This window comes from Rickettsia endosymbiont of Villa modesta (genome assembly GCF_964026485.1).
In the GTDB taxonomy this organism is placed as follows: domain Bacteria; phylum Pseudomonadota; class Alphaproteobacteria; order Rickettsiales; family Rickettsiaceae; genus Rickettsia; species Rickettsia asembonensis.
This window is the reverse complement of sequence record NZ_OZ032157.1, coordinates 885,301-904,349: the sequence shown is the minus strand read 5'-3', so window position 1 is coordinate 904,349 and position 19,049 is coordinate 885,301. Positions and strand designations below refer to the sequence as shown.

The window sequence follows — 19,049 nt, the reverse complement described above, 5'->3', positions numbered from 1 at the left end:
TAATTTAGGTAATAAATATTTAGAATCCGGTAAAATAGTAATGCAAACTGAGCATTATAGGGTGTTGTATTACTCTTCAACCAATGTCATACCGTGGCCCCGCCACGGTATCCAAAAAAACATTAAAAAAGACTGCATCCCGCTACAAGCTCGCGGGATGACAAATCAATTTACCAATTTGCATAATAATACCTTCCTAATCATTCCTTCTATCTTCAACTCACTGGAAATATTTTTTTAGCTCGTGTGAAAATTAAGGACATTAATTTAATAGGTCATTGTATCGGTGGTAACCTTGCGATAGCTGCAAAAATACTTATACCTAAATTTATAAAAACTCTGACTTTACTTACCTGTCCGTGGGATTTGTCTCATTTTTTCTATATAAGCATGTTGCATCGATATTTAAAACTAGATAGTGGCATAGAAAATTTACCGATAATTCCTAAGATTCATATTCAAATTTTATTTTTCCTGTTATTTCCTGATTATTTTAATGCTAAATTAAAAAAATTTTTCTCTATAACTTCCTATAAGGAGCAAGAATTAGTGTTTAGAATAGAACATTGGCTTATGTCAATAATATATCTAAAGGGGTTTATAATCAAATTATGCAAAATATATTAGATGAAAATATGTTTATAAATCTTAAATGGAAAATCGATAATTTTATTATTGATCCGAGTTTAATTGATTGCCCTGTATATATAGTAGGAGCGGAAGATGATCAAATAGTGCCTAAATCTTCCATTTTATCTTTGCGAAAATTATTAAAAAACTCTAAACTTATAGAAGTAAAAGGCAGACATATTAGCTATTTGATAAATGATAAATTATTTAAGGAGTATGAGTGTTAATGCTATAGCTCAAAAATTTAAGCCCGATGTCATTCCTGCGAAAGCAGGAATCCAAAAAAAAAGCGAGATAAATCGAGCTTTTAATTTTAAAAACTTACCGGGTATGTACCTTATTTATTACTGGATTCCCGCTTTCGCGGGAATGACATGAAACCGCTGTGTCAATCGAACAAAAAAGCTTTTTACGTTTGCTAAACTTTTTTATACTTTCTTGCCAAGCTTGCTCTCGGATTTCTTGAAAAGAAAGAGTAGTATTTTTGTTGTAATCAGCGAGTGAGCCGCTAAGTTCAAGCATAGATTTATTATTACTCTATATGTAATCTATCATTCAAAAGTTTACATTTTTAAATTATATTGATAAATTTATTATATTACTACTTTCAATATAAGTAAATAAATTATTTAAGGAGTACACATTATGACAAAACCGGTTTATATAACTCATGCGAAAAGGACGGCTTTCGGCTCGTTTATGGGTAGCCTTAGTACAACAGCTGCACCTATGCTTGCTGCTCATTTAATAAAGGATATATACTTCTTCAACATGAAGAGTTGTTAAAATGATTAGGCACAATGGTTTGAAAATTGTCATTTACCAATGAAGAAATTTTATTTTTATATTTTTCAATATTTTCAAAAAATATTCGTATAGAATCAGTAAATGTCTCAAAATTCGCATAAAATTTATTGTTACTTACAACAGAATGCATAAATTCCCACAGTCGTTCAATTGGATTCAAATTAGGACTATATGCTGGCAAAAATAGTAACTCTATTTTACTGTATTGTAGATATTCTTTTACCTTTTTTGACCTATGATATCCAGCATTATCGCATATCAAATAAATCTTACTTTTATCTTGATTATTTGCTTCTAATTTCTTTAAAAATTCAATAATATAATCACCATTAACCTTAGGATTGTCAGTTGTTACTACCTCTAAATCCTTAAGATTAATAGCACCAATAATATGTTTACGCTTCCAACCACTGAAACTTGGTAATGTTTTAACTACATTCTTTCTAATCCAACCAAATCTTGCTCGAGTTTGGTATTGAGGATGAACACTATCCATAAAATAAATAGACTCATCTTTAGCTAAATTATTTTTTAGCAAACTATATTGCAGCTTAAATTCCTCTTGCTTAGCTAAATCTATTTTTCCAGGAATTAACTTAGGTTTCTGATAACTAAAACCAAGTCTGTGTAACAGCTTGATTACCCCAGCTAATGTATAGATTACTCCATATTGACGTTCTATGAACAAACCTATATCTCTAGCATACACATAATTATTATTTTCTAGATGAACTATTAACTCTGCTTCCTCCTGTCTAGTAAGTTTACTATCACTACCGCCATTTCCAGGCTTAAGCTTCTGAGCATTATGATAATCTATTAAATGTTTTCTTATCCCTTCATCACTCAGTAATAACACTTTCGATATCTCATCAATACTATAGCTATCATCATACATGAAAACAGCTTTGATTCTATCACAAATCCTCTTATCCCTTTCGCTTCTATGGTAAAGCTTTAATTCTTCTTTTTCTACTGATGTTAATTTTCTATAAATCCATTCTTACTTAATAACACTTGCTGACTTCTTTGACAATTTTTCATTTACTAGAGGTATACTCTCTATCACTGCTTCTGTTGGTTTTTCACAAAATATATCAACCTTACTTAGATAATTTTTAAAGTCCTTATTTTCTTCTGCTAACCTATTAGCCATATTCCAATCTATTTCAGGTTTTTCTTTAGCAGGGATTAATATTTCACTATCTTCAGGAAACTCCATATTTATTAAAATAAAACCTATCCCATGCCTAGTACATAATATGTCGAGTTCATGCCTAGTGTCAGACCTAATTTCGTCTAGAATAGGTGCAACTAAATAACCATAATGTGCCCATGATGAATTTGATAAAGCCTAAAAAAAGACTCTCTTACGTTACTACGTTTTATTTTCTTTTTTACTTCGAAAGACCAAAGTCTTGCTTGTTTTCCACCATAATATTTAGCACAATTTTTGATTAGTGGACTCCATTTTTTATTAAGAACTTCCATGCCTACCCAATCAGGATGTAACCATATATTACTTCCAGTTCCTTGTTTATTTGAAGAAAAACTATGTCTAATTTGCATATTATAGATACCTAATTCATCAAGATATAATTTAAGTACGTCATATATACTTCTTTTACCTGAAGAATTGGTAGTATTAGATATTAATTATCCATAAGAACATTGATTATTCGCTCATCTAAATATTCATTTTCCAACTTTTCAAGTTAAAGAAGTATACTTCTTCTTCAGTTATATCATTTTCTTGTCTTACTTTATTTTTAAGGTTTGTTACTTGTTCATTATTAATTTGATAATCAGGATTTTGACTATAGTACAATCTTACTTGAGGTTCTGACTCTATTCTAATATTAGGCTTTGATTTCCACTCATTAAACCTACCTCTACTAATTTCATTTGCATAAGCCTTTATAACTTCCTTAATTTTTTCTTCTTGAGTTTTTGCTGCTATTATTCTCTTATTTCTACTTGTATTTGCTTTGCGTCTAGCTTCTTTAGGATAATTTTCGACAAGCCATTTTGCTATGCTATAAGGAGTAAATTTCTGCCCTTCATTTTCTTTTAAAAAACTAATAATAGCATTTTTACGATCAAATTCCATATTAAATATACTAATAATTGAAATACTATAAAAATATACATGTTATTTTATAAATTTCAACTTTAAATTATCAATCTTTATGATTTTATAAAGTATTATTTATTTATATACCTCTAGTAAATGAAAAATTGTCAAAGAAGTCAGCAAGTGTTATTAAGTAAGAATGGATTTATAGAAAATTAACATCAGTAGAAAAAGAAGAATTAAAGCTTTACCATAGAAGCGAAAGGGATAAGAGGATTTGTGATAGAATCAAAGCTGTTCTCACGTATGATGATAGCTATAGTATTGATGAGATATCGAAAGTGTTATTACTGAGTGATGAAGGGATAAGAAAACATTTAATAGATTATCATAATGCTCAGAAGCTTAAGCCTGGAAATGGCGGTAGTGATAGTAAACTTACTAGACAGGAGGAAGCAGAGTTAATAGTTCATCTAGAAAATAATAATTATGTGTATGCTAGAGATATAGGTTTGTTCATAGAACGTCAATATGGAGTAATCTATACATTAGCTGGGGTAATCAAGCTGTTACACAGACTTGGTTTTAGTTATCAGAAACCTAAGTTAATTCCTGGAAAAATAGATTTAGCTAAGCAAGAGGAATTTAAGCTGCAATATAGTTTGCTAAAAAATAATTTAGCTAAAGATGAGTCTATTTATTTTATGGATAGTGTTCATCCTCAATACCAAACTCGAGCAAAATTTGGTTGGATTAGAAAGAATGTAGTTAAAACATTACCAAGTTTCAGTGGTTGGAAGCGTAAACATATTATTGGTGCTATTAATCTTAAGGATTTAGAGGTAGTAACAACTGACAATCCTAAGGTTAATGGTGATTATATTATTGAATTTTTAAAGAAATTAGAAGCAAATAATCAAGATAAAAGTAAGATTTATTTGATATGCGATAATGCTGGATATCATAGGTCAAAAAAGGTAAAAGAATATCTACAATACAGTAAAATAGAGTTACTATTTTTGCCAGCATATAGTCCTAATTTGAATCCAATTGAACGACTGTGGAAATTTATGCATTCTGTTGTAAGTAACAATAAATTTTATGCGAATTTTGAGACATTTACTGATTCTATACGAATATTTTTTGAAAATATTGAAAAATATAAAAATAAAATTTCTTCATTGGTAAATGACAATTTTCAAACCATTGTGCCTAATCATTTTAACAACTCTTCATGTTGAAGAAGTATATATTATCTAATATTAATGGACTAAATAGAAGAAAAGTTAAAAATATTACTAATTGCGTTTTTTAAATTTTTAGTGGATGAAATTTATAGCATAAACACGTAAGTGCTAGTGCTACAAAAAATTCTACTATAGAAATAATGAAATTTTGATGTATTACTGCTTCAGCGGTATAGTGTAACGAATCTTTAAGTATATTACTACAATGAATATAAGCAAAATAGAACCACACCGGTTGTGCTAGTTGTATTAAAAAATAATAGATTGCAGTCTCTTATTAACTTTTTCCTGCCATACAGGGTTATTTTTTATTTTTGCTACATCAATTATATTACTATCTTTTATAGTTTCTTGTATTCTACGCTTAGCATCAACAAAATCCGGTGTTTCACGTAAAGTAGTCCTAGCAGCACTACCTATTGGAGCAATTCCTGCACCTACCCAAAATGCGATACGCCAATTAAAGCCATAGGATGTAACTAAGGTTGCTACGCCACAAGGGCAACAGTCAATCCTAAGCTAGCACATACCCCTACAAACGCTACGGCAGGAAAGCGTTTAGGAACTCCTACGGATTCCGTTAAATATAATTCTGCTCCTACTCTTTCTCCCATGGACGACATACCTTGCACTATACGGCATATTGTTACTATCCAAGCGGCACTAGTACCTACTTGGGCATAAGTAGGAAGATTAGCCATAACGATACAAGAAAACGACATTAAAATAGTGGTAATAATGACTGTAGATTTTCGACCTATATTATCTCCTATCCAGCCAAATAACAAAGCTCCTAAGGGTCTAAAAATAAAAGTAGAACAAAAAGAAAAAGCTGCAAGAAGGCGATTAACGTGAGTATCATATTGCGGAAAGAAAAGCTCATTAAGTAGTACTGCCATATGAACATATAGCATAAGATCAAAATACTCTAAAAAAGTACCTATCGATAGTAAACCTATAGCCTGTTTTTGTTCTCTATTTTAATTTTTTTGTTTTTTTTTTCATATCCCAACACAATTTTTTCTAAAAAGTTAATTTATAGAAAGGTTATATTGAGAAGATTTAAAGTCAAGAAAAAAGTTACAATATTTTATGATTATACTTATTTAAAACTTCTTTGACTAATGAAGTTGTTATTTTTCTTTTGGAAATTAAAGCAAAATAGTTAATATTTTCTAATATTTCTATAATTTTAGAATATTCCCTAGGTAAATTTACTAAAAGAAAATCTATTATTTGTCCTGATATTGTTACCGAAGAAATAGAAAAATGCTTAAATATTAGAATTTTGATTAATTCATCATCAGGTGAATTTAATACAATACTGAGTACTGATTTAATACGTGAAGATAAATCGGGTAAAGTAAAATTGCTGCTTTTATTAGATGAGGTAAGTAAAAGATATTTTTGTTTTTCGTTAATAATATTAAATATATGAAGTAATGCCGGCTCTTGCCAGTTTTCAATATCTTCAATGATAAAAGCATTATATTTTTCTAAAATTTCTTCATTAAAAAAAATATCTTTAATAATATAGGCACTGCTTAAATTTTGCCATATTTTGGTTAAATAAGTTTTTCCTGACGAAGAAGGTCCTTTAATTAATAAAGTAAATTTATAAGGATTAACGCCAAAGCTGCACTGCCAATTTTTTATAATATTATAAGCTTGCTCGTTAGAACTAGAAACAATAAACTCATCAGGATGATATTTATTAGAAGTAATAAAACGAAATATATATTGCTGCATTATTAATCCTTAGCAGCATTGTTGTAGGTCGAGGGGGTCATTTTCATGCTTCTCTATGTCATTCCCGCGAAAGCGGGAATCCAGAAAAATAATCTTAATACCAGTACAAAAATTATACATTAATTCATAAAATAAACCTAAAAAAACAAGTTTTTTATAGGTTTGACTGGATTCCCCGCTTTTAGCTAGGAATGACATTAGACACTTTTTAAAAATCATACAATAATATTATAACTTAGCCGTCTGTGCGATAGAATTTGCTAGATTTATAAAATTTAATTAGATTTAGGAGTAAAATTTTTGTAATCCCTGCAATCGGTATAGCAAAAAATATTCCAATAATTCCAAATAAACTGCCGCAGGCAAAAATCGAGAATATAATCCAAAGAGGATGCAAACCTATTTTATCACCGATAATTTTAGGAGTTAAAATATAAGACTCACAAATATTCCCGACTAGATAAATTATCATTATATATAATAATTTTGCGGTCATGCCGAAAGTTAAATAACCGATAATTAGAGTCAAAAGAAACGATATAAAAGTACCGATAAAAGGAATAATAACTAAAAATCCCGTTAAAATGCCAAGTAAAAGAGCGAGATCAATCCCTATTACGGTAAATGCAATACTATAATAAGTAGACAATAATAAGCAAATATTTAGCTGTCCTCTTATGTAAGCAGATAACAGATTATTAATTGCCGATAATATTTCAAGGATTTTCGGTCGGGTTTTTATAGGTAATAATGATTTCATGTTTGCAATAATTTTAGCCCAATCACGTAGGAAATAGAATAATATTATAGGTATAAGTAAAAATAAAATAAATATGTTAATAGTAATAATGGTATAACGCCAAAAATTATTAGCAATACTGCCAAGTATAGTAAATATACTATTTATAAGATTGCTTAAAGAATTCTTGATTTTATCGGCAATATCAGGTTCTATCGAATAAATTTTTGCCATTATAGGCGGTAATATTTCTGCTTGTAAATAATTTTTATATTTTGGAATATTATTTATAAAAGTAAAAATTTGTCCATAAATTATCGGCACTAAAATAGTTAAGCTTAAGAAAAATATGCTCAAAAATATCAGATAAATTATGCTTGATGCAAATTTATTTGATATTTTGAATTTTGATGCGATAAAACCTATAGCAGGTTGTAGTAAGTAAGATATTATAAATGCGATAAAGAATGGTTTTACTGCGTCTAAAATTAGCATAAAACCGCTTATAAAAAGCCCTAAAAAAACTAGCCAAAATATAGCGGTTCTATTCATATTATTTTTTCCATTTCTATACGAAGATCAACTTCAAAAAGAGCAAGGAGTTCACAAGGCGAGGATCGCAGCGTATACTTAATACGTGAGAACCGAAGCTCTTGTAGAACGACAACGCAAATTTTTGAAGTTCATCGAGTATTAAGATTTTTTAGCTACTTGTACGGTAGCCGGGCGAAGCAGTCTATCTCTAATTTTATATCCTGATTGCATTAAAGTAACAATGCTATTCGGTGCATGATCAGGATGTTCTATCTGCGAAATTGCATTATGTAAATTATAGTCGAACATTGATCCTATTTCCGGCTTTATTTCTTCAATATGATGTTTATGAAAGATTTTGTCCAGTTCATCTTTAGTCATCTGAACGCCTGCAATAATATTTGTGATTTCTATATCAGAATTTGCCGGTTTATGTGCTAATGCTCTTGAAAGATTATCACTAACATTTAGTAGTTCTTTAGCAAATGTAGCAATTGCATAATCTTTTGCTTCGTCACGTGCTTTTTCTAAACGTTTTCTTGTATTGTCTATTTCGGCAGTAGTTCTAATTAGTTTGTCTTTTAGCTCTTCAATTTCTGCTTTTAACTTTGTTATTTCTGGATTTGCCGTTTCAACTATCTCTTCAGCAATATCATTTATTGTTTGTTCATTATTTTCTATATTATCATTTATCATATTATTTACTTTATATTTTTTTTGAGATACATATAGATATAATAAAAATTTTTTCAATGGTATACTCGTTTAATTTGAAAAATTAAACTTCGTCTACTACTTATTTTTACTTATGGAGTACAAATTGTATTATGAGACAGTCAGGAAGAAAAAGCAACCGATTACGTCCTATTTCATTAGAATTATCACCGCTTATTAATACGGAAGGTTCATGCCTTATTAAAATCGGTAATACACATGTCATGTGTAGTGCTACTTGCGAAACTACCGTACCGCCGTTTTTACGAGGGCAGAATCAAGGTTGGGTTACCGCTGAGTACGGCATGCTCCCAGGCTCTACATCTCAGCGTATTAAAAGAGAAGCAGTACAAGGGAAGCAAGGCGGAAGAACCCAAGAAATACAGCGTTTGATAGGAAGAAGCATGCGATGTGTAATTGACTTGAAGAAACTAGGTGAGAGGCAGATTATTATAGATTGTGACGTTATTAATGCCGATGGCGGTACTAGAACGGCAGCGATAACAGGAAGCTACGTAGCATTACACCTAGCTATTAGATCATTGATGAAAAAGAGAATTTTAAAGGTAAATCCGTTAATTAGTCAAATTGCAGCTGTTTCCTGCGGGATATATAAAGGCGAGGCGATACTAGATTTGGATTATTTAGAAGATAGCGATGCTGAAGTGGATAGTAATTTTGTATTTGCAGGTAACGGTAATTTAATCGAAGTGCAAGGCACGGCAGAGAAAGAACCTTTTTCCAAAGAGCAGTTTATAGCAATGTTAAAACTTGCTAAAGGCGGTGCGGCAGAATTATTTAAACTACAAAATCAAGTGCTGCTTGGGGCTTAGAGGTGTTATTTTGTGGGGCGGTAAAATGCTCTTTATGTCATTCTGTGAGGCATTGCCCGCGTGGATACCACCCCGTCATTGCGAGCAGGCATTGTTGCGTAGACCGGTAAAATCCAATGTGTCACCCCGTGGCTTGACAGAGGCGAAATTGATCCACGCAACAACGCATTCCTGCGAAAGCAGGAATGACAGAGAATATCAATAAAATTTAAGCGTAGGGATTATCATAAAAATTAGTATCTTCACCTGATAATATAATTATCTTATCTCGATTAGTATTATTTATAAATACCTTATGATTAAGATCTGTTACTTTAACACTACTATGTGGTCCTAAGATTAATTCCTCAATATTACCTAGGCTTTTAAACGTGACCCGCTGATTAGCTCCAATTGTTATTTTATCGGGAGATATATACTTCTTTAACTTGAAAAGTTGGAAAATGAATATTTAGATGAGCGAATAATCAATGTTCTTATGGATAATTAATATCTAATACTACCAATTCTTCAGGTAAAAGAAGTATACACTATCAAGTGCTCTATTCTGCCAGGCAGTAACTTCCTCTAAAATACCATCAGTTACCTTTGATATTAACTCAGATGATACCTTGGTAGCATATAGTTCTTCTAAGTGTCCTTGTATTTCCCTAATGGTCATTCCCCTAGCATATAAGGATATTACTTTATCATCAAATCCTTCAAATTTTCGTACTCCTTTTGGAATGAGTTGAGGTTCAAATTCTCCATCCCGATCCCTTGGCACTTCTACTGTCAATTTACGACCTTCAGGATCTATTAAAGTCTTTTCATAATTGCCATTACGTCTATTCTCTGACTCCTTGGCATTCTTAGAATGCTTCTCATAACCTATATGAGATTCCATTTCTTTCTCTAAAATCTTATTTACTATCTGCTTTTTAAATTCCTGAAATATCCCTTCTTTGCCAAATATCTCAGATGGATCACTTTGTGATAGTATTTCTGATACTACTTTTTCTATAGTCGGATTTGATACTTTGCTCTTATTCTTCATATTAGCCTCATGTAAGTTGTTTTAATTAATTTTATTCTTAACTATTTTTACAACTTACACAAACTTTCTGACACCCTCTATAGAATCAGTAAATGTCTCAAAATTCGCATAAAATTTATTGTTACTTACAACAGAATGCATAAATTTCCACAGTCGTTCAATTGGATTCAAATTAGGACTATATGCTGGCAAAAATAGTAACTCTATTTTACTGTATTGTAGATATTCTTTTACCTTTTTTGACCTATGATATCCAGCATTATCGCATATCAAATAAATCTTACTTTTATCTTGATTATTTGCTTCTAATTCCTTTAAAAATTCAATAATATAATCACCATTAACCTTAGGATTGTCAGTTGTTACTACCTCTAAATCCTTAAGATTAATAGCACCAACAATATGTTTACGCTTCCAACCACTGAAACTTGGTAATGTTTTAACTACATTCTTTCTAATCCAACCAAATCTTGCTCGAGTTTGGTATTGAGGATGAACACTATCCATAAAATAAATAGACTCATCTTTAGCTAAATTATTTTTTAGCAAACTATATTGCAGCTTAAATTCCTCTTGCTTAGCTAAATCTATTTTTCCAGGAATTAACTTAGGTTTCTGATAACTAAAACCAAGTCTGTGTAACAGCTTGATTACCCCAGCTAATGTATAGATTACTCCATATTGACGTTCTATGAACAAACCTATATCTCTAGCATACACATAATTATTATTTTCTAGATGAACTATTAACTCTGCTTCCTCCTGTCTAGTAAGTTTACTATCACTACCGCCATTTCCAGGCTTAAGCTTCTGAGCATTATGATAATCTATTAAATGTTTTCTTATCCCTTCATCACTCAGTAATAACACTTTCGATATCTCATCAATACTATAGCTATCATCATACATGAGAACAGCTTTGATTCTATCACAAATCCTCTTATCCCTTTCGCTTCTATGATAAAGCTTTAATTCTTCTTTTTCTACTGATGTTAATTTTCTATAAATCCATTCTTACTTAATAACACTTGCTGACTTCTTTGACAATTTTTCATTTACTAGAGGTATACTATAATAATAAAGCCCGGTAAGTTTATTCCTGATAATGAGATGTGGCTTTATAAGAACAATAATAATGAGGTGCTTGATAAAGCAATAAAATGGGTAGAAAAAAATAAACGACGTGAAAATTTTGATGAAATAATTGACATTTTGTAGCTTTCCGATGTCATCCCCGCTTTCACGGGGATGACATCAAGTGCATTTACCGAGCCACGCAACAATGCCATGCGGGAATGACATAAATCGATCCATGCGACAACGCCTTTAGTCGCTCGCAATGACGTTAAGGCAATTCTGATTTAAACAGAGTTAAAAGTTCTTTTCTCCAAATTACCAAATTTAGAAAATTGACTATCATAATAAAGCGGAACATTTCCAACCGGTCCATTACGATGTTTTGCAACAATTATATCGGCAATATTATATACTTTATTGAGCTTATCTAACCATTCGGCATGTTTAGCATCGCCTGCTGCCGGTTCTTTTCTTGTTAAATAATATTCTTCACGGTAAATAAACATTACTATATCAGCATCCTGTTCTATAGTTCCTGATTCTCTAAGGTCGGATAGCATAGGTTTTTTATCCTCACGTAGTTCTACCGCTCTTGAAAGCTGAGATAACGCAATAACCGGAATATTTAACTCTTTTGCTATTGCCTTTAAACCTTGGGTTATTTCTGAAATCTCGCTAACTCTATTTTCAGATTTACTTACTCCTCTAATTAATTGTAAATAATCGATAAATAATATACCGAGATTATGTTTGCGTTTCATTCTTCTAGCTCTTGTTCTTATAGCGGAAATAGATAGAGCAGGGGTATCATCGATAAAAAATTGTAATTCCGATAAAGTGTTTGCTTCTTTGCGAAGGCGGTTATATTTTTCTTCACCTAGAATCCCTGTACGAAGAGAGGTAGAATCAATTTCTGCACACATTGAAAGTAGACGTGTGGTTAGCTGTTCTGAGGACATTTCTAAAGAGAAAAAACCTACCGACTGAATTTCTTGATTATCCCTAATATTTTTAAGACGCATATTATTACAAGCGTTGAGTGCAAGATTTATAGCAAATGCTGTTTTACCCATCGACGGACGTCCTGCGAGAATTAAAAGATCGGAATTATGAAAGCCGAATAATTTATTATCTAGATCAAGTAAACCTGTAGATATACCGATTACGTGATCGTTATTTTTCATAGCTCTATTGATGCTAGCAAGGGATTCTGAAATAGATATACCGATTTTGGTAAAACTTTTTTCATTTAAGCCTTCGCTAGCTAAATCGTAAAGTTTAGCTTCGGCATGTTCAATCTGTTCCTTTGCTTCAACTTCTAATGAAGAATTATAAGCATTATTTACTACTTCTTCACCGATATTTATTAAATTACGCTTTATTGCTAAATCATATATTATTTTACCGTAATCAATCGGATTTATTACCATCATTGACATAGTTATCAATTTTGCTAAATATTCCGTTCCTTCTATTTCTTGAAATAGTTCATCTTGAGTTAACATACTACGTAAAGTAATAGGTGTAGCTATCAAACCTTTTTCGATAATTTTTTCAATTGCATTATAGATTTTTTGATGAATAGGCTCAAAAAAATGTTCATCACGTAAAAATTCCGATACGTAATTTAGTAATTCATTATTGGTTAAAATCGCCCCAAGTAGCATTTGCTCTGCTTGAACATTTGAAGGTAAAACCCTTGGTATAGGTAAATTATCTTCGTCATCAGTTAGTGTATTTGTCATTTTATTTATTACTTAACGAATAAGTATAATTTTACAATTTAATTGCACATTAGCCCATGCTTTATCTGCCGTGTATATAGGATAGCCGGTAATTAACCATAGTGTAATACAAGCACGATCTTCAAGCGATAAGCCTAAATGTCTAGTTTGTTTTTTTATAGTTGCAGCAAGAAAAGATTGTTCCTCATCAAAAGGTACAATAGAATTTACAAATGGCTCTATATAATTCTTACATTCTTGATATGACATTCCAGATTCTAATAAAATTCCGGCTACTTCAGAAACATTAACAGAAGACATGGATACATTTCCTAATAATTTTTTAATTCTATATTAACGCTTTCATTCTTTATTAGAGCCAATAAGGTTGACGCATCAAATATTACATTATTCATTTTTTGCTTCATTTCTACGTTCAGCGATCAATTTATCTACTAAACTTTCTTCCGAAGAGTAGTATTTATTGATATTAGTATGGACTTTTTTTAACACAAAACTTAATGGAGAAATTACCACCTCATTTTCTTTAAGAGTAAATACTACTTTATCCCCTTCTTTTAAACGTAATTGTTTCCTATAAGCAGCCGGTATAGAGACTCTACCGTCTTTAGCTATTTTAGCACTATTTACCATATGGATACCGCAATCATTAAGATTAACCTACAATTATATTCTATACTAAAAATGATTGTAGTACTATTATTATATTTAGAACTAATTTTTAATTAAACACTCCCCCACCTTTTAATTAAATTAGTTTCAATATCGAAAAAATCTAAAACTCTAGTAATAGAATGATTCACTATATCATCTATGCTTGCAGGATTATTATAAAAAGCCGGCACGGGCGGTGCTATTATCCCGCCGTAATTTGCAACTTTTAACATATTTTCTAAATGTCCGATATGCAAAGGCGTTTCACGGGTCATTAAAATAAGTTTTCGTCTGTCTTTAAGTACAACTCCTACCGCTCTACTAATTAAACTATCTTCCATTGAGTGAGCGATACTTGCTAAGGTCTTCATACTACAAGGGGCTATTATCATTCCCAAGGTTTTAAAAGAACCGCTTGAAATGCTAGCACCTAAATCTTTATCGTCATAACAATAATCAGCTAGAAACTTAACTTCATCTATGGAATATTTAGTTTCGAGCTTTATGGTGAGAAGAGCTCCCTCTGAAATCACTAAATGAGTCTCAATATTTTGCTCTTTTAGTACTTCAAGCAAGCGAATACCGTATATAGCACCTGATGCTCCGGAAATTGCTATAATAATTTTTTTCATCTAACTTTCTACAATCTGTTAGTTTTAGTATATAATAAAAAAAAAATTATAAAATACATTATATATGCGAATAGCAAAAATATTATTACCGGCAGCAAAATTATTTCCTTTAGATTATTTAATACCGGAAGATTTAGAGCTAAATATTGGTGATCTTGTTGTAGTGCCTTTTAGAAATAAGGAATTAACCGGCATAATATGGGAGTTCACCACTATTCCTGAAGCGAAAAAGCTAAAAACCGTAAAAGAAAAAGTACCGTTAAATTTAAGTATTACCTCAGAAGTTTTAGAGTTAGTTAAATGGATGAGTAGCTACTATATGTCGGAACTTGGGAGCATAGCCAAGTTAGTACTGCCTATAGATATCGCCGAAAAACCGATCAAAGTTAAAGAGCAGAAAGTAAATAATAACTTTGTGCTACCCGATTTGTCGGAAGAGCAGAATAGAGCAGTAACAATCTTAAATGAAAGCCGTAAGCCTGTGATTATTAAGGGTGTTACGGGGTCAGGTAAAACGGAAATATATTTCCGGCTGATAGCAGATTACTTAGCAAAAGACAAACAAGTGCTTGTGATGTTGCCTGAAATTGCTTTAAGTACACAAATTATTAATCGTTTTATAGAGCGATTCGGTTTTGAGCCTATCATATGGAACTCAAGCGTTACCAAAGCTCAAAAGAAAATGATTTTAAGAGGTATATTAAGCGATAAAGTTAAAGTAGTAATTGGGGCTAGAAGTAGTTTGTTTTTACCTTTTAAAAATCTCGGTTTGGTGGTTATAGATGAAGAGCATGACGATTCCTATAAACAAGATGACGGTATATTATATAATGCTAGGGATACAGCTATCGTAAGAGGTATATTTGATAAAGCACAAATTGTTTTGTGTTCGGCAACACCGTCTATTGAAACAATGTACAATGTAGAAATAGGTAAATATCAATTGATTACATTGATTAATAGATACAAAAATGTCGACTTACCGAATATAGAAATGATCGACATGGGTAAAGAAAAGCTATCTAAGAATTCTTATTTATCTAAGATTCTTATAGAAGCTATCAAAAATAATTTAGCTAATAAAAAGCAAACATTATTATTTCTTAATAGGCGAGGCTATGCACCGCTCATGCTATGTAAAGCTTGTGGTCATAGATTTACCTGTAAATTCTGCTCTTCTTGGATGGTAGTACATAAAGCGACTAAAAAACTTGAATGTCATCATTGCGGTTATCAAAGTAAAATTTTTAGTTCTTGTCCTGAATGTCTAGAGGATGAAACATTAACTATCTGTGGTCCAGGTATAGAAAGAATAGAGGAAGAAGCGAAAGCACTCTTTCCTGAGAGTAAAATTGCGGTGATAAGTAAAGATCATGCTAAAAACCCTGAAAAAATAGCACAGCTTCTACATCAAATGGAAAATTTAGAAATTGATGTTTTAATAGGCACACAAATAATAACAAAAGGTTATCACTTCCCGAATCTTACTTTAGTTGGAGTAATAGATGCTGATCTTGGAAGCAATAACGCCGATCTTAGAGCATCTGAGCGAACTTTTCAGCTACTACATCAAGTAGGAGGTAGAGCGGGTAGGGGAGATGGTAAAGGTGTAGTATATTTACAAAGCTATTATCCTGATAATATAATTTTTAGTTATGTTAAAGCCGGCGATGAAGATAGTTTTTTTGCAAATGAACTTGAAATAAGAAAATCAGCAGATATGCCACCATTTTCCAAAACGGCATCGGTAATTTTATCAGGTTCCAATGAGTCTAAAATTTTAGAGATTGCTAGAAATATGGTCCGAATTGCACCAAAAGCAAACGTGAAAATTTTAGGACCGGCAAGCTCATTAATGTCAAAGCTCGCCGGTAAATATCGTTACCGGATACTTATTATAGCCGATAAGAAATTTAATTTGCAGAAATATTTAAAATTTTGGCTAAGCCTTATAAAAATTCCTTCTTTTTGCCATCTAAAAATAGATATCGATCCTAAAAGTTTTTATTAGCTTCTATATCTTTCTCCTTTATTCTTCGATGGTGGTACATTAGATGAATGAGGAGAAGGATTAGTAAGAGATTTTTGTATTTCTGCTATAGCTTTTTTAGTATTTTGAGTAGAATTTTTTATAGCGTCTTTATAAAAAGCAGCTTTAGCTTTATCTCCGGTGAATGAATATTTTATAAAATTACCAATATTTTTCCAAATAGGATTATTATCCATTTTTGTAGTTTCTTCACACCATTTACCTACCTCTTTCAGTTTTGCTTCAACTTTAGTTATAGCAGCTGGATTATGTTTATTATCATCATAAATTTGAATAAGGTTATTTACTTTTTCTTTAAATTCAATGTGTTTTCTACTTTGTTTTAAATGACCTATTATATCATCATTGTTTACTAATTCTCTAAGATTATCAATTATATCAGGTAATTTAGGTGGTTCAGGTAATTTATAATGTTGATTGATTTTCTCAAATTTATCTTTATGTGGATGATTCTTTATTAGCTCATCTTCTATAAAAGAAACAAACTCTTTTTGAGGTACTCCTACTTGATTTATTAGTCGTCCTAATGATTGTTCATAAGCTTTAACAGTAACGTCAAGACGCTTTCCTGTCATAGAATTGCTTAATTTTATATAGCGGCTAAATTCCGGAATAAAAGCATCTTTGGTATCAATATTATGATTTTTAAAAAATTTTTCTATTTTTTCTTGTACGGTTAAATTAGATTGTTTTTTAGGTGTTTCTTCCGGTACTTTTGTTTGTTCCGGAGCGGGTTTTGAAAAAATAATAGGCTTTTGGGTTTCCACTTGTGGAGATGTGGTATCGACAAATATATTAAGTGCTTGGGAATGTGTAGTTAAGTCAGTCTGTTTTTTATGTTCCTCGCTCCATGCCTTTATTTTCTCAGGAGTAGGTTTTGGAGGAACAGCCGGTTTTGTATTTTTTGGTGGGGTATCTGACATATTTGTTTTGTTTTCCCACTCTTTTATTCTATCTTTTACTGATTTTGGAATATTATCTTGTGCCATATTAAACTCCTATATTTATTTACATAATTAAACCATATTTTTATTTTCGTTAGTTTGCTTAAATTTTTTATAAATTGCAAGAAAAATTTCTTTTTGTAATGTAATATTTTTACTATAAGATAGTTAAGTTAAATATACCTCTAGTAAATGAAAAATTGTCAAAGAAGTCAGCAAGTGTTATTAAGTAAGAATGGATTTATAGAAAATTAACATCAGTAGAAAAAGAAGAATTAAAGCTTTACCATAGAAGCGAAAGGGATAAGAGGATTTGTGATAGAATCAAAGCTGTTTTCATGTATGATGATAGCTATAGTATTGATGAGATATCGAAAGTGTTATTACTGAGTGATGGGGAGGGATAAGAAAACATTTAATAGATTATCATAATGCTCAGAAGCTTAAGCCTGGAAATGGCGGTAGTGATAGTAACCTTACTAGACAGGAGGAAGCAGAGTTAATAGTTCATCTAGAAAATAATAATTATGTGTATGCTAGAGATATAGGTTTGTTCATAGAACGTCAATATGGAGTAATCTATACATTAGCTGGGGTAATCAAGCTATTACACAGACTTGGTTTTAGTTATAAGAAACCTAAGTTAATTCCTGGAAAAATAGATTTAGCTAAGCAAGAGGAATTTAAGCTGCAATATAGTTTGCTAAAAAATAATTTAGCTAAAGATGAGTCTATTTATTTTATGGATAGTGTTCATCCTCAATACCAAACTCGAGCAAGATTTGGTTGGATTAGAAAGAATGTAGTTAAAACATTACCAAGTTTCAGTGGTTGGAAGCGTAAACATATTATTGGTGCTATTAATCTTAAGGATTTAGAGGTAGTAACAACTGACAATCCTAAGGTTAATGGTGATTATATTATTGAATTTTTAAAGGAATTAGAAGCAAATAATCAAGATAAAAGTAAGATTTATTTGATATGCGATAATGCTGGATATCATAGGTCAAAAAAGGTAAAAGAATATCTACAATACAGTAAAATAGAGTTACTATTTTTGCCAGCATATAGTCCTAATTTGAATCCAATTGAACGACTGTGGAAATTTATGCATTCTGTTGTAAGTAACAATAAATTTTATGCGAATTTTGAGACATTTACTGATTCTATACGAATATTTTTTGAAAATATTGAAAAATATAAAAATAAAATTTCTTCATTGGTAAATGACAATTTTCAAACCATTGTGCCTAATCATTTTAACAACTCTTCATGTTGAAGAAGTATATCTATCCCTTAACTCTTTTAAGAGTTAAAATAGTAATATTTGGCATTCTTATTTTTCCTTATTTATTAAATATAATAACTACTCCTTTGAGTTTATTGATATTACAAGTTATACTAATTTCATTTTCTATAGAGGGAGTGTTGAGCTATGAAGAGTAAAAGGTTATAATGTGATAAAAAAATAAGAAAGTAAAAAATGTCAGAGCATCAAATAACAATGGTCAGTTTAGATGAATTAGTTAGCCCGGAACATCAATATCGTAAATTTAAAAGTTAATTTAATTTCAAAGCAGTTGC

At 31.0% G+C, this 19,049-nt stretch carries 20 protein-coding genes and 2 pseudogenes; 6 read left to right on the top strand and 16 right to left on the bottom strand.

The genetic code is table 11. The features are described 5' to 3' along the window. The first annotated feature begins 40 nt into the window (after positions 1-40). Both AC5584_RS05230 and AC5584_RS05225 read left to right on the top strand, forming a co-directional pair. A pseudogene (locus tag AC5584_RS05230) lies at positions 41-857 on the top strand (alpha/beta fold hydrolase). 418 nt (positions 858-1,275) lie between these two features. After that, a pseudogene (locus tag AC5584_RS05225) lies at positions 1,276-1,389 on the top strand (acetyl-CoA acetyltransferase); the annotation flags it as partial. Positions 1,390-1,396: 7 nt separating this feature from the next. On the opposite strand, the gene AC5584_RS05220 reads toward AC5584_RS05225, so the two are convergent. The 4 genes from AC5584_RS05220 to AC5584_RS05205 all read right to left on the bottom strand — a co-directional run bounded on the left by AC5584_RS05220 (position 1,397) and on the right by AC5584_RS05205 (position 3,547). Further along, positions 1,397-2,350: an IS630 family transposase gene (locus AC5584_RS05220; protein WP_499216991.1), complete on the bottom strand. Its 954-nt coding sequence runs from the start codon at positions 2,348-2,350 to the stop codon at positions 1,397-1,399. A gap of 90 nt (positions 2,351-2,440) precedes the next feature. Beyond that, positions 2,441-2,659 (bottom strand): hypothetical protein, encoded by a 219-nt coding sequence (locus AC5584_RS05215; RefSeq protein ID WP_499216088.1) that lies wholly within the window; start codon positions 2,657-2,659, stop codon positions 2,441-2,443. Between the two features lie 92 nt (positions 2,660-2,751). Beyond that, positions 2,752-3,006, bottom strand: a complete 255-nt coding sequence (locus AC5584_RS05210; RefSeq protein ID WP_499216087.1) for a hypothetical protein — start codon at positions 3,004-3,006, stop codon at positions 2,752-2,754. A gap of 118 nt (positions 3,007-3,124) precedes the next feature. After that, on the bottom strand, positions 3,125-3,547 hold the full coding sequence (locus AC5584_RS05205; RefSeq protein WP_499216086.1) for a hypothetical protein: 423 nt from the start codon (positions 3,545-3,547) through the stop codon (positions 3,125-3,127). Between the two features lie 167 nt (positions 3,548-3,714). Between AC5584_RS05205 and AC5584_RS05200 the strand changes: the two genes are divergently transcribed. Further along, positions 3,715-4,752 carry an IS630 family transposase gene (locus AC5584_RS05200; protein WP_499216990.1) on the top strand — a complete coding sequence of 346 codons (1,038 nt, stop codon included), beginning with the start codon at positions 3,715-3,717 and terminating at the stop codon, positions 4,750-4,752. A 494-nt stretch (positions 4,753-5,246) separates the two neighbouring features. On the opposite strand, the gene AC5584_RS05195 is transcribed toward AC5584_RS05200, so the two are convergent. From AC5584_RS05195 to grpE, 4 genes are all read right to left on the bottom strand, one after another. Further along, positions 5,247-5,672: an MFS transporter gene (locus AC5584_RS05195; RefSeq protein ID WP_499216085.1), complete on the bottom strand. Its 426-nt coding sequence runs from the start codon at positions 5,670-5,672 to the stop codon at positions 5,247-5,249. Between the two features lie 166 nt (positions 5,673-5,838). Then, the gene (locus AC5584_RS05190; protein WP_499216084.1) at positions 5,839-6,507 is read right to left on the bottom strand and encodes an HdaA/DnaA family protein; all 669 of its coding nucleotides are present in this window, start codon (positions 6,505-6,507) and stop codon (positions 5,839-5,841) included. A gap of 235 nt (positions 6,508-6,742) precedes the next feature. Further along, positions 6,743-7,798, bottom strand: coding sequence for an AI-2E family transporter (locus AC5584_RS05185; protein WP_499216083.1), 1,056 nt, complete (start codon positions 7,796-7,798; stop codon positions 6,743-6,745). A 141-nt stretch (positions 7,799-7,939) separates the two neighbouring features. Then, on the bottom strand, positions 7,940-8,476 hold the full coding sequence (grpE, locus tag AC5584_RS05180) for a nucleotide exchange factor GrpE (RefSeq protein ID WP_499216082.1): 537 nt from the start codon (positions 8,474-8,476) through the stop codon (positions 7,940-7,942). 131 nt (positions 8,477-8,607) lie between these two features. Between grpE and rph the strand changes: the two genes are divergently transcribed. Further along, entirely contained in the window at positions 8,608-9,327 is a 720-nt protein-coding gene (gene rph / locus AC5584_RS05175) for a ribonuclease PH (protein ID WP_499216081.1), read from the top strand. A gap of 208 nt (positions 9,328-9,535) precedes the next feature. Here rph and AC5584_RS05170 read toward each other — a convergent pair whose 3' ends face one another. The 7 genes from AC5584_RS05170 to AC5584_RS05140 form a co-directional block, all read right to left on the bottom strand. Next, positions 9,536-9,778 (bottom strand): hypothetical protein, encoded by a 243-nt coding sequence (locus AC5584_RS05170; RefSeq protein WP_499216989.1) that lies wholly within the window; start codon positions 9,776-9,778, stop codon positions 9,536-9,538. 48 nt (positions 9,779-9,826) lie between these two features. Further along, a complete protein-coding gene (locus AC5584_RS05165; protein ID WP_499215983.1) occupies positions 9,827-10,363 on the bottom strand; it encodes a transposase in 537 nt (178 codons plus the stop codon). A gap of 54 nt (positions 10,364-10,417) precedes the next feature. Next, positions 10,418-11,287 (bottom strand): IS630 family transposase, encoded by an 870-nt coding sequence (locus AC5584_RS05160; RefSeq protein ID WP_499216988.1) that lies wholly within the window; start codon positions 11,285-11,287, stop codon positions 10,418-10,420. A gap of 437 nt (positions 11,288-11,724) precedes the next feature. Next, on the bottom strand, positions 11,725-13,185 hold the full coding sequence (locus AC5584_RS05155; protein WP_499162922.1) for a replicative DNA helicase: 1,461 nt from the start codon (positions 13,183-13,185) through the stop codon (positions 11,725-11,727). Between the two features lie 12 nt (positions 13,186-13,197). Then, a complete protein-coding gene (locus AC5584_RS05150; protein WP_499216080.1) occupies positions 13,198-13,485 on the bottom strand; it encodes a type II toxin-antitoxin system VapC family toxin in 288 nt (95 codons plus the stop codon). 87 nt (positions 13,486-13,572) lie between these two features. After that, positions 13,573-13,818 carry an AbrB/MazE/SpoVT family DNA-binding domain-containing protein gene (locus AC5584_RS05145; RefSeq protein ID WP_499216079.1) on the bottom strand — a complete coding sequence of 82 codons (246 nt, stop codon included), beginning with the start codon at positions 13,816-13,818 and terminating at the stop codon, positions 13,573-13,575. Between the two features lie 92 nt (positions 13,819-13,910). Next, entirely contained in the window at positions 13,911-14,471 is a 561-nt protein-coding gene (locus AC5584_RS05140) for a UbiX family flavin prenyltransferase (protein ID WP_499216078.1), read from the bottom strand. Between the two features lie 64 nt (positions 14,472-14,535). Here AC5584_RS05140 and AC5584_RS05135 point away from each other — a divergent pair, with 64 nt between their 5' ends. Next, entirely contained in the window at positions 14,536-16,482 is a 1,947-nt protein-coding gene (locus tag AC5584_RS05135) for a primosomal protein N' (protein WP_499216077.1), read from the top strand. Here the strand turns inward: AC5584_RS05135 and AC5584_RS05130 are convergent. Continuing rightward, a complete protein-coding gene (locus tag AC5584_RS05130; protein WP_499216076.1) occupies positions 16,479-17,510 on the bottom strand; it encodes a hypothetical protein in 1,032 nt (343 codons plus the stop codon). The genes AC5584_RS05135 and AC5584_RS05130 overlap by 4 nt on opposite strands. A gap of 358 nt (positions 17,511-17,868) precedes the next feature. On the opposite strand from AC5584_RS05130, the gene AC5584_RS05125 reads away from it, so the two are divergent. Beyond that, positions 17,869-18,744, top strand: coding sequence for an IS630 family transposase (locus tag AC5584_RS05125; RefSeq protein WP_499216987.1), 876 nt, complete (start codon positions 17,869-17,871; stop codon positions 18,742-18,744). Positions 18,745-19,049: the final 305 nt, after the last annotated feature.